The organism is Polaromonas sp. P1_F9, assembly GCF_056405615.1.
Genome location: NZ_JBFUBT010000001.1, coordinates 184,163 through 198,460, shown reverse-complemented (window position 1 = coordinate 198,460; position 14,298 = coordinate 184,163). Strand labels below are relative to the sequence as shown.

General features: G+C 59.4%; 14 protein-coding genes. 13 read left to right on the top strand and 1 reads right to left on the bottom strand.

Annotated elements, in window-relative coordinates; genetic code table 11:
• Positions 1 to 30: 30 nt before the first annotated feature.
• Positions 31 to 1,377, bottom strand: coding sequence for an amidase (locus AC1DYR_RS00945; RefSeq protein ID WP_477703437.1), 1,347 nt, complete (start codon positions 1,375 to 1,377; stop codon positions 31 to 33).
• A 161-nt stretch (positions 1,378 to 1,538) separates the two neighbouring features.
• Between AC1DYR_RS00945 and rpsB the strand changes: the two genes are divergently transcribed.
• The 13 genes from rpsB to lpxA all read left to right on the top strand — a co-directional run bounded on the left by rpsB (position 1,539) and on the right by lpxA (position 14,241).
• The gene (gene rpsB, locus AC1DYR_RS00940; RefSeq protein WP_457280556.1) at positions 1,539 to 2,291 is read left to right on the top strand and encodes a 30S ribosomal protein S2; all 753 of its coding nucleotides are present in this window, start codon (positions 1,539 to 1,541) and stop codon (positions 2,289 to 2,291) included.
• A gap of 127 nt (positions 2,292 to 2,418) precedes the next feature.
• Positions 2,419 to 3,333 (top strand): translation elongation factor Ts, encoded by a 915-nt coding sequence (tsf, locus tag AC1DYR_RS00935; protein WP_477703436.1) that lies wholly within the window; start codon positions 2,419 to 2,421, stop codon positions 3,331 to 3,333.
• Between the two features lie 61 nt (positions 3,334 to 3,394).
• Positions 3,395 to 4,105 carry a UMP kinase gene (gene pyrH / locus AC1DYR_RS00930; protein ID WP_036838012.1) on the top strand — a complete coding sequence of 237 codons (711 nt, stop codon included), beginning with the start codon at positions 3,395 to 3,397 and terminating at the stop codon, positions 4,103 to 4,105.
• Positions 4,106 to 4,157: 52 nt separating this feature from the next.
• Positions 4,158 to 4,718, top strand: a complete 561-nt coding sequence (gene frr, locus AC1DYR_RS00925; protein WP_457280558.1) for a ribosome recycling factor — start codon at positions 4,158 to 4,160, stop codon at positions 4,716 to 4,718.
• Positions 4,719 to 4,744: 26 nt separating this feature from the next.
• A complete protein-coding gene (uppS, locus tag AC1DYR_RS00920) occupies positions 4,745 to 5,485 on the top strand; it encodes a polyprenyl diphosphate synthase (RefSeq protein ID WP_477703435.1) in 741 nt (246 codons plus the stop codon).
• Entirely contained in the window at positions 5,485 to 6,345 is an 861-nt protein-coding gene (locus tag AC1DYR_RS00915; RefSeq protein ID WP_477703434.1) for a phosphatidate cytidylyltransferase, read from the top strand. The genes uppS and AC1DYR_RS00915 overlap by 1 nt, the downstream gene beginning before the upstream one ends.
• A gap of 13 nt (positions 6,346 to 6,358) precedes the next feature.
• On the top strand, positions 6,359 to 7,546 hold the full coding sequence (ispC, locus tag AC1DYR_RS00910) for a 1-deoxy-D-xylulose-5-phosphate reductoisomerase (protein WP_477703433.1): 1,188 nt from the start codon (positions 6,359 to 6,361) through the stop codon (positions 7,544 to 7,546).
• Between the two features lies 1 nt (position 7,547).
• The gene (gene rseP, locus AC1DYR_RS00905; RefSeq protein ID WP_477703432.1) at positions 7,548 to 8,924 is read left to right on the top strand and encodes an RIP metalloprotease RseP; all 1,377 of its coding nucleotides are present in this window, start codon (positions 7,548 to 7,550) and stop codon (positions 8,922 to 8,924) included.
• Between the two features lie 13 nt (positions 8,925 to 8,937).
• Positions 8,938 to 11,235, top strand: a complete 2,298-nt coding sequence (gene bamA / locus AC1DYR_RS00900; RefSeq protein ID WP_477703431.1) for an outer membrane protein assembly factor BamA — start codon at positions 8,938 to 8,940, stop codon at positions 11,233 to 11,235.
• Complete coding sequence (locus tag AC1DYR_RS00895) at positions 11,235 to 11,741, top strand: OmpH/Skp family outer membrane protein (protein ID WP_457280564.1); 507 nt, start codon at positions 11,235 to 11,237, stop codon at positions 11,739 to 11,741. The genes bamA and AC1DYR_RS00895 overlap by 1 nt, the downstream gene beginning before the upstream one ends.
• A gap of 48 nt (positions 11,742 to 11,789) precedes the next feature.
• Positions 11,790 to 12,854 (top strand): UDP-3-O-(3-hydroxymyristoyl)glucosamine N-acyltransferase, encoded by a 1,065-nt coding sequence (lpxD, locus tag AC1DYR_RS00890; RefSeq protein ID WP_477703430.1) that lies wholly within the window; start codon positions 11,790 to 11,792, stop codon positions 12,852 to 12,854.
• Entirely contained in the window at positions 12,851 to 13,291 is a 441-nt protein-coding gene (gene fabZ / locus AC1DYR_RS00885) for a 3-hydroxyacyl-ACP dehydratase FabZ (RefSeq protein ID WP_477703429.1), read from the top strand. The genes lpxD and fabZ overlap by 4 nt, the downstream gene beginning before the upstream one ends.
• A gap of 155 nt (positions 13,292 to 13,446) precedes the next feature.
• Positions 13,447 to 14,241: an acyl-ACP--UDP-N-acetylglucosamine O-acyltransferase gene (lpxA, locus tag AC1DYR_RS00880; protein WP_477703428.1), complete on the top strand. Its 795-nt coding sequence runs from the start codon at positions 13,447 to 13,449 to the stop codon at positions 14,239 to 14,241.
• The last annotated feature ends 57 nt before the right edge of the window (positions 14,242 to 14,298 follow it).

Genomic DNA, 14,298 nt, shown 5'->3' with positions numbered 1-14,298 from the left:
AATGGAAATAAGCGCAAGCAGCTATTGTTTTTATAGCGAATTCGCCAGGGCGGTTTCCGCCTGCAGGGCCAGGTCCAGCACTGCGTCGTCATGCAATGCCGCATGCCAGAGCATCAGACCCACGGGCAACTGGCCGGGCGTGTGGCAGGGCAGGGAAATGGCGCAGCCGTCGAGCATGTTCACCACGGAGGTGTTGCGCAGCAGCAGGCCGTTGACCCGGAAAAATTCGGCATCATCGCCCAGCAAACCGGCGATCGGCGGCGCGACGATGGGGACGGTGGGCGAGAGCACGGCGTCAAAGCCTTGCAGGCGTGTTTCCATGCGGGCCACCCAGGCCTTGCGGGCGGCCAGCAGGTCGATGTAGTCGGCAGCACTCATGTTTGCGCCGCGCAGGATGCGCAAGGCCACGCGCGGGTCGTATTCGGCCTGGTGTCTGGCGATCAGCGTACGGTGCCAGGCATAACTTTCCGCCGCCGAGAGGCCGCCGGTGGCATTGATGGCGGCCAGCTCGCCGATCTCTTCCAGGTCGATTTCTTCAATATGCGCACCCGCCTGGCGAAGGATTCGCAGGCTGCGCCCAAACGCCTCGGCGACGGTGTTGTCCAGGAGATCCTGCATCACGGTGCGGGCGACGGCCAGGCGGCAGGATGCGAGCGGTTTGCCGGTCAGTTGGACCTTGCGTGCCGCCAGAACCTCATGCACGGAGACTGCGTCGCGCACTGAACGGGTCAGGGCGCACACGGTGTCCAGGCTGGTGGACAAGGGTAGGGCGCCTTGCGTGGGCACCAGGCGCGCGGTGCTTTTGAAGCCGACGATGCCGCAAAGCGCCGCCGGGATACGGATCGATCCGCCGGTGTCGGAGCCGAGCCCGACCAGGGCCGCACCCGTGGCCACCGAGACTGCCGCACCGGAGGACGAGCCCCCGGGAATACGCGCCACCTTCGGGTCGGCCGGGTTGACGGGCGTGCCGTAGTGCGGGTTGATGCCGACGCCGGAGAAGGCGAACTCGACCATGTTGGTACGCCCCATGAACATGGCGCCCGCGGCATGCAGACGTGCCACGGCGGGGCAATCTTCCCTGGCTGGTGCGGCACCTGCAAGTACCGTTGATCCGGCTGCGGTGGTCTGGCCCGCCACGTCGAACAGGTCCTTCACCGATACCGGAATGCCGGCAAGCGGAAGGCCTGCAGCGTCCGAAATGGGGTTTTTCGCCATTCCAGCAAGGTTTTGCGGGCTCCCCGGCATGAAAACGTGGCGGCAAGCGTCACTTTGGGCCGTAGCCTGGGCCTGTTCGAAAACCTGCTGGGGAGAGGTCTGGCCGGCCGTCGTGGCCTGGCGAGTGGCATGGAGGTCGCCTGAAGGGGGCATCTGGCTCATGGGCGGGAGGGTGTTATACTCGACAGGCTTTGCAAATGACGATTTTGTTGTTTGCAAGGCAAATCGCAAATCAGCCACTCAAGGTGTTGCCCCGGAAATCTCGAAAGAGGCCAACGGGACGATAAGCGCTGATTTTAGACACAACCTTTTGGAGTATTCCTATGTCGACCACTATGCGCGAAATGCTGGAAGCAGGCGTTCATTTCGGACACCAAACCCGCTTCTGGGACCCCAAGATGGCCCCGTACATCTTCGGCCATCGCAACCGTATTCACATCATCAACCTGGAAAAGTCGCTTCCGATGTACCAGGAAGCGATGAAGTTCGCGAAGCAGCTGTCTGCCAACCGCGGCACCATCCTGATGGTAGGCACCAAGCGTCAGGCTCGCGACATCGTCGCCACCGAAGCCAAGCGCGCCGGTGTTCCTTATGTTGACCAGCGTTGGCTGGGCGGCATGCTGACCAACTTCAAGACGGTCAAGACTTCCATCAAGCGCCTGAAAGAAATGAAGGCCCAGCAGGAAGCCGGCCTTGATTCCATCAGCAAAAAAGAACAGCTCACCTTCAAGCGCGAAATCGAAAAGCTTGAAAAAGACATCGGCGGCATTCAGGACATGAACGCCCTGCCGGACGCCATCTTCGTGATCGACGTGGGCTTCCACAAAATCGCGATCCTGGAAGCCAAGAAACTCGGCATTCCCCTGATCGGCGTGGTTGACTCCAACCACTCGCCTATCGGCATCGACTACGTGATCCCCGGCAATGACGACTCCTCCAAGGCTGTCGCCCTGTATGCCCGCGGTATCGCCGACGCGATCATCGAAGGCCGCGCCAATGCCGTGAATGACGTCGTCAAGGCGGTTTCGGCTGAGAGCTCGGATGAGTTCGTGGAAGTGGAAAACGCAGCCGCCTGATAGTTTTCGGCTCTGCGCCAGACGCGAAAAAGGGGCTCGCGTAGCCCCTTTTTCACAACCTAACGAAAAGCTGGGTGCGAATTGATCGCTTCCAGCGTGTCAAAAACGACAAAACGGAGAATCAAAGATGGCAATTACTGCAAGCATGGTCGCTGAACTGCGCGCCAAGACCGACGCCCCCATGATGGAGTGCAAGAAAGCACTGACCGAAGCTGAAGGCAACTTCGAAAAAGCCGAAGAAATCCTGCGCGTCAAGCTCGGCAGCAAGGCCGGCAAGGCCGCTTCCCGCGTCACCGCCGAGGGCGTTGTGGCTGCGCACCGCGAAGGCGATGTGGGCGCGCTGGTGGAAATCAACTGCGAAACCGACTTCGTGACCAAGAATGACAGCTTCCTGGCTTTCACCAAAGCCGTGGTCGAAGGCATCGTCAAGAACAACCCTGCAGATGTGGGAGCCGTTGGTGCCATGCCCCTGACGCTGGACGGCTTTGGCCCGACGGTGGAAGACGTGCGCAAGGGCCTGATCGGCAAGATCGGCGAAAACATGAGCGTGCGCCGCTTCAAGCGTTTCTCCGGCAGCAAGCTGGCGTCTTACCTGCATGGCACGCGTATCGGTGTGGTGGTGGAGTTCGAAGGCGACGAAGCCGCCGCCAAGGATGTCGCCATGCACGTAGCCGCGATGAAGCCAGTGTCGTTGTCCAGCGCTGAAGTGCCTGCCGAACTGGTCGCCAAAGAGCGCTCGGTGGCAGCGGCCAAGGCCGCTGAAGATGCCGCCAAGGCACAAGCTGAAGGCAAGGCCGTTCAGTCTGCTGAAATTGTTGCAAAGCGTATCGAAGGTGGCGTGCAGAAGTACCTGAAAGAAGTCAGCCTGTACAACCAGACTTTCGTCAAGAACGACAAGCAGACCGTCGAGCAAATGCTCAAGGAAAAAGCGACGACGATCAAGTCTTTCACGCTGTATGTCGTGGGTGAAGGCATTGAGAAAAAGGTGGACGATTTCGCTGCCGAAGTCGCCGCCCAGGTCGCCGCAGCCAAGGCTGCTTGAGCATTTCAGTCCAGCCGGAAGGCCGCTAAACTTCAGACAACCCAACAAAGAAAGCTCTCACATGCCAGCCTACAAGCGAATCTTGTTAAAACTGTCAGGTGAGGCCTTGATGGGGGATGATGCCTTTGGCATCAACCGCGCGACCATCGTGCGCATGGTGGAAGAGATCGCCGAAGTCACCCGCATGGGTGTCGAAGTGGCGGTCGTGATCGGCGGCGGCAATATCTTTCGCGGTGTGGCCGGCGGTTCCGTCGGCATGGACCGCGCCACCGCCGACTACATGGGCATGCTGGCCACCGTGATGAACGCCCTGGCTTTGGGCGACACCATGGACAAGGCCGGGCTGATCGCTCGTGTCATGTCGGCCATCGGCATTGAGCGCGTGGTCGAGCCTTATGTTCGCCCCAAAGCCCTGCAGTACCTCGAAGAGGGCAAAGTCGTCATCTTTGCGGCCGGCACCGGCAACCCGTTTTTCACCACAGACACGGCGGCCGCACTGCGCGGCGCGGAGATCGGCGCCGAGATCGTGCTGAAGGCCACCAAGGTCGATGGCGTGTACACTGCGGACCCCAAGAAAGACCCGAAAGCCACGCGCTACACCAACATCACGTTTGATGAAGCCATGGGCAAGAACCTGGAGGTCATGGACGCCACGGCCTTTGCGTTGTGTCGCGACCAGAAACTCCCCATCAAGGTGTTCAGCATTTTCAAGCATGGTGCGCTCAAGCGCGTTGTGCAGGGCGAGGACGAGGGAACCCTGGTTCACGTCTGAGCCTCCTGTCCCAGCTTGTTCTTTTTCGCTATAAAAATCCGGAGATTCGACCATGAGCATTGTTGAAGTCAAGCAGCAGGCAGAGCAAAAGATGCAGCAGTCCATTGACTCGTTCAAAAATGGCCTGACCAAGATCCGCACGGGCCGCGCCAACCCCGGTTTGCTCGATACCGTGCATGTTGACTATTACGGCTCCATGGTGCCGATCAGCCAGGTGGCCAATGTGTCGCTGCTCGACGCCCGCACCATCAGCGTCTCGCCCTGGGAAAAAGGCATGGGCGCCAAGATCGAAAAGGCCATCCGTGATTCAGACCTGGGACTCAATCCGGCCGCGCAGGGCGACCTGATCCGCGTGCCCATGCCGGCCATGACCGAAGAGCGCCGCCGCGAACTCACCAAGGTCGTGCGCGCCGAAGGGGAGCACGCCAAAGTGGCTATTCGCAACCTGCGCCGCGATGCCAATGATGGCGTCAAGAAACTCGTCAAGGACAAGCTCGCTTCCGAGGACGACGAACGCCGTTCGCAGGACGATATCCAGAAGTTCACGGACCGTTTCATTGCCGAAGTCGACAAACTGGTCGCCGGCAAGGAACAAGACATCATGGCGGTTTGACGCCTCGTCGTCTGGCCTGATTCACCATGGCCACCACCCATCCCATAGTCCCGCACCACGTTGCCATCGTCATGGATGGCAATGGTCGCTGGGCGACCAAACGGTTTTTACCCCGCATTGCTGGCCACAAGCAAGGCGTTGATTCGCTCAGCCGCTGCGTTCGTGCATGCCTGGACCGCGGCATCGGCGTCCTCACGGTTTTCGCTTTTTCTTCCGAGAACTGGAACCGGCCGGCTGAAGAAGTGTCCGGGCTGATGGAGTTGCTGGCCTATTCTCTTTCCAAGGAAGTCCCCAGCCTGAATGCCAACGGCGTGCAACTGCGTTTTGTCGGAGACCGCCAGCGGCTTTCCGAGAAAGTCCAGGCAGGGCTGGCGCAAGCTGAGCACGACACCTCGGCCAACCAGCGGCTGGTTTTTAATGTGTGCTTCAACTACGGCGGCCGCTGGGATATTGCCCAGGCTGCGAACAGGTTGGCCAGCCGCGGTGAAGCCATTACCGAACTGTCGCTGGACAGCGAGATGGCGCTGGCGCACGTGCCGGACCCGGATCTGCTGATTCGCACAGGCGGTGAGTTGCGGATCAGTAATTTTTTGCTGTGGCAGGCAGCTTATTCAGAGCTGCATTTTTCTGACAAGTTGTGGCCTGAATTTGACGAGGCGGCGCTGGACGAGGCGATCGCCGTCTTTCGGACTCGCGAACGACGCTTCGGCAAGACCTCCGCCCAGGTCAGTGGCCGCAGCACCAATGAAAATACAAAGGCTGCCTGATGCTTAAACAGCGCGTGATCACAGCGATTGTCCTTCTGGCTATTTTGCTGCCAGCCCTTTTCTACAAGACGCCAGAGCCCTTTTGTGCCGTTGCGCTGCTGTTGATTGCTGCAGGTGCCTGGGAGTGGGGCCGGCTGAATGCACTCGGGCAGGGAGCCTCTGTGGGGCTCGCCGCCGTTTGTGTCGGGCTGTGCGCGCTCGCGTGGGACTTTGGTCTGCTCGTAAAGCCGCTGCCGCTTCTTTGGGCTGCTGCAGGTGCGGCTTGGGTGCTTGCTGGTGGCTGGTTGCTGCGCAATGGCGTGGCGGGCTGGCCGCGCATACCCAAGGTAATTCGCCTTCCAGGGGGGCTGGCTGCGTTGTTGGTCGCCTGGCTGGCCGTGGCCCAGGCCCGTGTGGCGGGCATTGACTTTTTGCTGTCCGTTCTGCTGCTGGTCTGGGTGGCCGATATCTTTGCCTACTTTGCAGGCCGCGCCCTGGGAGGCCGGTTCAGCAAGGGCAAACTGGCTCCTTCGATCAGCCCGGGTAAAAGCTGGGAGGGCGTGTGGGGCGGCATGGCCGGTGTGGTGGCGCTGTCGCTGGCCTGGGTCTGGCTGGGCCGTGCGGGCATTGGCGGCGGCTTCTGGGCTGACGCCACGCTTTACAGCCGCCTGGCTGATCATCACGGCGTGGTCGTCATGCTGCTGGCGGTTATTTTCCTGGCCGCCATGAGTGTGGTGGGCGATCTGGTCGAGTCTCTTATCAAGCGCAGTGCCGGGGTGAAGGACTCCAGCGGCCTGTTGCCGGGCCACGGCGGCGTGCTCGACCGGGTCGACGCGCTATTGCCCACGCTGCCCCTGGCGATGATGCTGGTTACCCTTTAGGCTTTGCTCGCGTATGTCCTTTGAAAAGCAGCGTGTGACCGTTTTGGGCTCCACGGGGTCCATTGGTGTCAACACGCTTGATGTCATCGCCCGCCACCCTGGGCGCTTTGAGGTATTTGCCCTCAGCGCGGCAACCCAAACGGACTTGATGCTGGCGCAGTGCGCCCAGTTCAAACCCCGATACGCGGTGATGGCCAGTGAGCCGCATGCCCGTTTGCTGGCCGAGAAGATCAAGGTAAATCAGCTTCCGGTGCAGGTTCTATGGGAGCAAGACGCTCTCGAAATGATAGCGTCGCACGAGTTGGTGGATACCGTGATGGCCGCTATTGTGGGCGCTGCCGGGTTGGGTCCGTGCATGGCGGCCGCAAAGGCGGGCAAGCGCCTGCTGCTCGCCAACAAGGAGGCCCTCGTTGTCGGCGGCGAAGTGTTTATGCGGGCGGTTCGTGAAGGGGGTGCCCGGTTGCTGCCGATTGACAGTGAGCATTCGGCCATTTTCCAGTCATTGCCCGAAGACCCGGCGGTGTGGCCCCGGCGCATCGAAAAAATCATGCTGACCTCGTCTGGCGGTCCTTTTCGCGCCCGTGATCCGGCAACTCTGCGTGACGTAACGCCCGAGCAGGCCTGCACGCACCCGAATTTTTCGATGGGCCGCAAGATTTCGGTGGATTCGGCCACGATGATGAACAAGGCTTTGGAGGTGATTGAAGCCAAGTACCTGTTTGGTGTCGTGCCGGAGCAGATCGAGGTGGTGATCCATCCGCAGCAAATCATCCATTCGATGGTGCAGTTCCATGACGCATCGGTGATGGCCCAGCTGGGTACGCCGGATATGCGGGTGCCGATTGCCTATGGCCTGTCCTGGCCGGAGCGCATCGAAAGCGGCACGGCGCGCCTTGACTTCGCCCGCATGGCCGCCATGACATTCGAGGTCCCGGACTTTCAGCGCTTTCCCTGCCTGCCTTTGGCCTGGGAGAGTTTGCGTGCGCCGCCGGGCACTTGCGTGGTGCTGAACGCAGCCAATGAGATTGCTGTGGCGGCCTTTTTGGACCGGCGCATCCGCTTCGACCATATTCACCATGTAAACCATGCAACTTTGGAGGCCGCGGCAGTCTCTCAGGTCGACGATATAGAAGGCTTGCTGGCGCTGGATGAGCAAGCCCGCCGCGTTGCCACTCAAATCACCCAAGGTCTGGAGTCCTGAGATGCTGACACTGGTTTCTTTCGTTGTGACTCTCGGAATCCTGATTGCCGTGCACGAATACGGCCATTACCGCGTCGCGGTGGCATGTGGCATCAAGGTTCTGAAATTTTCCATCGGATTCGGCAAACCGATTTACACCTGGAAGCTCAAAAACAGGTCGACGGAGTTTTCCATCGGCATGCTGCCCCTGGGCGGCTACGTCAAGATGCTGGATGAGCGTGAGGCCCCGGTGGATCCATCCGAGCGCCAACTGGCTTTTAATACCCAGCCGCTGAGATCGCGGGTTGCCGTGGTGGCCGCCGGGCCGGCTGCCAATTTGCTGCTGGCCGTGCTGCTGTACGCCACTCTTAACTGGAGCGGACTGCAGGAGCCCAAAGCCATCCTGTCCAGCCCCGTTGCCGGATCGCTCGCGGAAAAAGCAGGCCTGCGTGGTCAGGAAACGGTGGCACAGGCGGCTTTTGAGGGCGATGAACTCCAGGACGTCCGTTCTTTCGAAGACCTGCGCTGGCGTCTGACGCAAGGTGCCCTCGACGGTCGTGACCTCAGGCTGGTGCTGGGCGGTAATACGGCGGGCGCCGGGCAAACGGTTCGGCTGGCGCTCAGCACGCTGGGTGCTCCTGAAGCTGACGCGCAGCTCTTCCGCAAGATTGGCATCCTCGGGCCTTGGACCCGTCCCGAGATTGGGAACATCCTGCCCGGCAGCCCGGCTGAAAAATCCGGCCTGAAAGCCGGCGACTTGGTGATGCGCATTGGAAATGCTGCAATCACGGACGGGCAGCAGTTGCGTGAAATCATACGCACGTCCCCTCGGGCCTCCGGTGCCGGTGCGGTAGCCATCGTGCCCCAGAGCTGGCAGATCATCCGCGCTGGCCAGAACCTGACGCTGCAGGTTACCCCTGAACTCAGGCCCGTGAACGGGGCGATGGTGCCCCGGATCGAGGCCTCCGTGGACGCGCCGTTCGAACTTGTGACGGTACGCTATGGTTTCATCGAGGGATTGTGGCAAGGCGCCGCACGGACCTGGCAGGTATCCACGCTCACGTTGCGTCTGATGGGGAAAATGCTGACGGGACAGGCATCGCTCAAGAACCTCAGCGGGCCGCTCACGATTGCCGACTATGCTGGTAAATCGGCCAGCCTGGGATTGAGCTATTACCTGACCTTTCTGGCCCTGGTCAGCGTGAGCCTTGGTGTCCTGAATTTACTGCCGCTGCCGGTTCTGGATGGGGGACACCTGATGTATTATCTTTGGGAGGGGATCACCGGCCGGGGCGTGTCCGACGCCTGGATGGACCGGTTGCAGCGCGGTGGCGTTGCTATCCTGCTGGGCATGATGTGCGTTGCCCTGTTTAACGATGTCACCCGGCTTTTGGGCTAATTCCTTACATTTCATGCAAAAACAAATAAATCGCTTCAAAGTTCGTGCAGTTTGCGCTATCGCCGCCGGTCTTTTTGCAGCCAGTTCGGCTTGGGCCGTTGATCCTTTCACGGTGCGTGATATCCGGGTTGAAGGCTTGCAGCGCGTTGAGCCCGGAACCATTTTTGCCTCCTTGCCCTTTCGGGTCGGCGAAACCTATAACGACGACAAGGGCTCCACCGCCATTCGTGCGCTGTTTGGACTGGGTCTGTTCAAGGACGTGCGGCTTGAAGTCAGTGGCGACGTACTGGTGGTGATCGTTGAAGAGCGTCCCACCGTCGCTGACGTGGACTTTGTGGGTGCCAAGGAGTTCGACAAGGACGCGCTCAAGAAGGCACTCCGCGAGGCCGGTGTTGCGGACGGCCAGCCGTTTGACAAGGCGCTTGCCGACAAGGCGGAGCAGGAGCTCAAGCGCCAGTACATCAACAAGAGCCTGTACGGCGTTGAAATCGTCACCACCGTCACGCCGATCGAACGCAATCGGGTCAATCTGACTTTCAGCGTGACCGAAGGCGATGTCGCGAAGATCAAGGAAATCCACATTACAGGCAACAAGGCGTTCAGCGAGTCGACACTCCTGAGCCTCTTTGACCTTGATACAGGTGGCTGGCTCAGCTGGTACACCAAGTCGGATCGCTACTCCCGCACCAAGCTCAACGCCGACATTGAAACGCTGCGCTCCTACTACCTTTCGCGGGGCTACCTCGAGTTCAAGATCGACTCTACCCAAGTGGCGATTTCCCCGGACAAGCAAAGCATTGCGATCACCGTCAACGTGACCGAGGGCGAGCGTTTTGTGGTTTCGGGCGTCAAGCTTGAGGGCAACTACCTGAACAAGGAAGAAGAGTTCAAGACACTCGTGAAAATCACGCCTGGTGAGGCCTACAACGCGGACGAGGTCGCTGAGACGACCAAGGCGTTCAGCGACTATTTCGGTACTTTTGGCTACGCTTTTGCCCGCGTCGAAGCGGTGCCGGAAATTGACCGTGTCAATAACCGCGTGGCATTTGTGCTTCAGGCAGAACCGTCCCGCCGCGCCTATGTTCGGCGCATCAACGTGGCCGGAAACAATCGCACGCGCGATGAAGTCGTGCGTCGCGAGTTCCGCCAGTTTGAGTCATCCTGGTACGACGGCGACAAAATCCGGCTTTCCCGCGACCGTGTCGACCGTCTGGGCTTCTTTACAGATGTGAATGTAGAAACGCAGGAAGTGACCGGCACAAACGACCAGGTCGACATCACGGTCAATGTGGTCGAAAAACCGACCGGTAATTTACAGCTTGGGGCAGGGTATTCCAGCGCGGACAGCCTCTCGCTGGTATTTGGCATTAAGCAGGAAAATGTTTTTGGCTCCGGCAATTACTTGGGCGTTGAAGTCAATACGAGCAAGTCAAACCGACAGATCGTGCTCAGCACCATTGACCCATATTTCACGGCCGATGGTATTTCGCGCACCATTGATGTCTATGACCGCACGTCGAAGCCTACCTCGGGCCAAGGTGGTGACTACAGCCTGAAAACCCGGGGCGCAAGCATTCGTTTCGGTGTCCCGTTTACCGAGAACGACACAGTTTATTTTGGTACTGGTTACGAGCAATTGAAGATTGTGCCGGGCACCAATCTGCCAGTGAGCTACCTGAACTACGCGAACCAGTTCGGCTATACAAGCAACTCGATTCCGCTGACTGTGGGCTGGTCGCGCGACAGCCGCGACAGCGCGCTGGTACCTACCACCGGCCTGTATCAGCGCGTTTATGGTGATTGGGGTGTTGCCGGCGATATTAAATTCGTGCGAGCGAATTACCAGGCCCAGAAATACATTCCGCTCAACAAGCAGTTCACGATTGCGCTTAACGGCGAGTTTGGCTGGGGTAAAGGCCTGAGTGGCCAGCCTTATCCGCTCTTCAAGAACTACTATTCGGGCGGCCTGGGTTCCGTGCGCGGATTTGAGCAAGGCTCACTGGGCCCGCGAGATGCATCTGATCTCGCTATCGGTGGTCCGAAGAAGCTCACGCTCAATGCCGAACTCATTGCGCCGTTTCCTGGGGCGGGCAATGACCGTACCTTGCGCCTTTATGGGTTTGTGGACGCAGGCAATGTTTTTGGTGAGAATGAACGTTTCCGTGTGAATGACCTGCGGGCCTCCACAGGCATTGGTATCAGCTGGATTTCCCCAGTGGGGCCCTTGCGCATCGCTATTGCGACGCCGCTGCGCAAAATGCCAGGCGATAGAATAGAGCGGTTGCAATTCCAAATTGGTACATCTTTCTAATGAAGCATTTTTCAATCAAAATTTTCCTGGGCGTTGCCATTGCACTGGCGGGTTTCTCCGCAAGTGCGCAGGAGTTCAAGGTCGGGATTGTCAACCTGGACCGGATTTTCCGGGAAGCCAATTCCGCGAAAGCCGCCCAGACCAAACTGGAGCAGGAATTCAGCAAGCGTGAAAAAGAGCTGAACGATCTGGCGACCCAGCTGAAAACCCTCTCTGACAAGTTTGAGCGCGAAGCCCCAACGCTTGCCGAGAGCCAGCGCGTTTCACGGCAAAAGCAGCTTGTCGATCAGGATCGGGACTTCCAGCGCAAGCGCCGTGAGTTCCAGGAAGATCTGAATACCCGCAAAAATGAAGAACTCCAGCAAGTCATCGAACGCGCGAACAAGGTTGTGAAGACGCTGGCTGAGACGGAAAAGTACGACCTGATTCTCCAGGAATCGGTCTATGTCAATCCCAAGCATGACATCACCGACAAGGTGATCAAGGCGTTGAACGCTTCCCGTTGATTGCGGGGTGTTCACCACGATCACCATCGTGAAAACGGCAGGCGCAGTGTGACACTCCGTCTTGCCGATATCGTTGAATCCCTGGCCGGTGCAGTACAGGTCGAACTGGTCGGCGACCCCGGCCTGCAGATAGAGCGGCTTTCCACTTTGGAGGCTGCCGGTCCCGCGGACCTGAGTTTCCTCAGCCACCCCAAATACCTGTCCAAGCTCGCGCAGTCCGAGGCTGTCTGCGTCATTGTGGCGCCCGCCGCGCGTGAGGCCGCAGTCAAGCGAGGCGCCTGCATCGTTACAGAAGATCCTTACCACGCTTTTGCGCTGGTCACCCAACTCTGGAAGCGGCGGCATTTCCCGCAGGTGACTCCGCACATTCACCCCAGTGCCTATATCGATCCCTCTGCCACTGTGGCGTCCGGCGTTTCGATTGGTGCATTTGCCTGCATCGGCCAAGGCGCGGCGATTGGTGAAAATGCGCGGATTGCGGAACATTGCGTCGTCGGGCGGCATGCACAAATCGGTGCGAACACCCGGTTGTCGGCGCGCGTGACTGTCGCCGAAGGCTGCCGTGTCGGGGAGCGCTGCATCGTACATTCCGGCGCGGTAATCGGCGCTGACGGTTTTGGCTTTGCGTCGCACCGGGGGCAGTGGGTGAAGATCGAGCAACTCGGCGGTGTGCAGATCGGCAATGATGTCGAGATCGGTGCCAACAGCTGCATTGACCGCGGTGCGCTGCAGGACACGGTGCTGGAAGATGGTGTGAAGCTCGATAACCTGGTCCAGATCGGCCACAACGTCCGGGTTGGCAAACATACCGCCATGGCCGGCTGTGCCGGCGTCGCGGGCAGCGCCACGATTGGTGCGCACTGCACGGTGGGGGGCGGCGCCATTGTGCTGGGCCACTTGACGCTCGCCGATGGTGTGCATGTTTCGGCTGCATCGGTGGTAACCCGATCCATTTTGAAGCCCGGGCATTACACCGGTCTCTTTCCCATCGACGACAATGCTGTCTGGGAAAAAAATGCCGCTACGCTCAAGCAGCTTCATACGCTTCGCGAGCGTCTCAGGGAGGCTGAAAAAGCGATCCTGCATTCAGGACACACTCAAGAAAAATCATGATGGATATCCACCAAATTCTCAAACAGCTGCCGCATCGTTATCCCATCCTGCTGGTGGATCGTGTGCTGGAAATCGAAAAAGGCAAACGCATCAAGGCGCTCAAAAACGTCACGATCAACGAGCCCTTTTTCATGGGGCACTTTCCTCATCACCCGGTGATGCCGGGGGTATTGATACTGGAAGCCATGGCGCAGGCGGCCGCGCTGCTGGCTTTCGAAACGCTGGGCGTCACGCCCGACGACAAGACGGTCTATTATTTCGCCGGCATCGACGGCGCACGCTTCAAGCGGCCCGTCGAACCTGGCGACCAGCTGATCATGGACGTCACACTGGACCGCATGAAGGCCGGCATTTTCAAATTCAAAGGGGTCACCAGGATAGGTGAGACCATTGCCTGCGAAGCCGAATTGATGTGCACCATGCGCACGATCGCGTGAATGGCCCCCACGCTTTTCGCTTCGCGTAATTCGCTGCCCCCCGAGGGGGCTGCTGCGCCTGCGGTCTGGCGGAGCCAGTCCCGCGGCCCCGGTGTGAAGGGGGACTTGCCCATGCGGCTTTTGGCCGACCTATTCGCTGAACAGTTGATTTTGTCATGACGGCTATACATTCCACCGCACTTATTGATCCGCAAGCCCAGCTCCATGAGTCGGTGAGCGTCGGTCCCTACACGGTTATTGGTCCGCACGTGAAGATTGGTGCCGGCACCACCGTGGGCGCCCACTGCGTGATCGAAGGACACACCACCATAGGCCGTGATAACCGGATTTTCCAGTTCAATTCACTGGGTGCAATTCCGCAGGATAAAAAATACGCGGGTGAGCCTTGTGAGCTGGTGATCGGCGACCGCAACACCATTCGCGAATTCTGCACCTTCAACATCGGCTCGCCGGGCGACACTGGCATGACCCGTGTGGGGGATGACAACTGGCTCATGGCCTATGTGCATCTGGCGCACGACTGCGTGGTGGGAAACAACACCATTTTTGCCAACAACACCCAACTGGGTGGGCATGTGCATGTGGGCGACTGGGTGATCCTGGGCGGCTTCACCGTCGCGCACCAGTTCGTGAAAATCGGCGCGCACAGCTTCACCGCCATGTGTTCGCTGCTGTTTGCCGATTTGCCGCCTTTTGTCATGGCGCAGGGCCAGCCGGCCGAGGCGCGCTCCATGAATTTTGAAGGGCTGCGGCGACGGGGCTTTTCACCAGAGCGAATTTCCGCTGTCAAGGCCATGCACAAAGCGCTATACCGTGACGACCTGACCCTGGATGTATCGCGCGAGCGCATTGCTGCTCTGACGGAAAAGTACCCGGATGCCGCGCCTGACGTGCAGATGATGCTTTCATTTCTGGAACAAACCTCGCCGCAGCGCGGCATTGTCCGGTAAGACCTATGTCATTGATGGAGCCAAGCCCTCTGCCAGCCCGTAGAGAGGCAGGCCTCC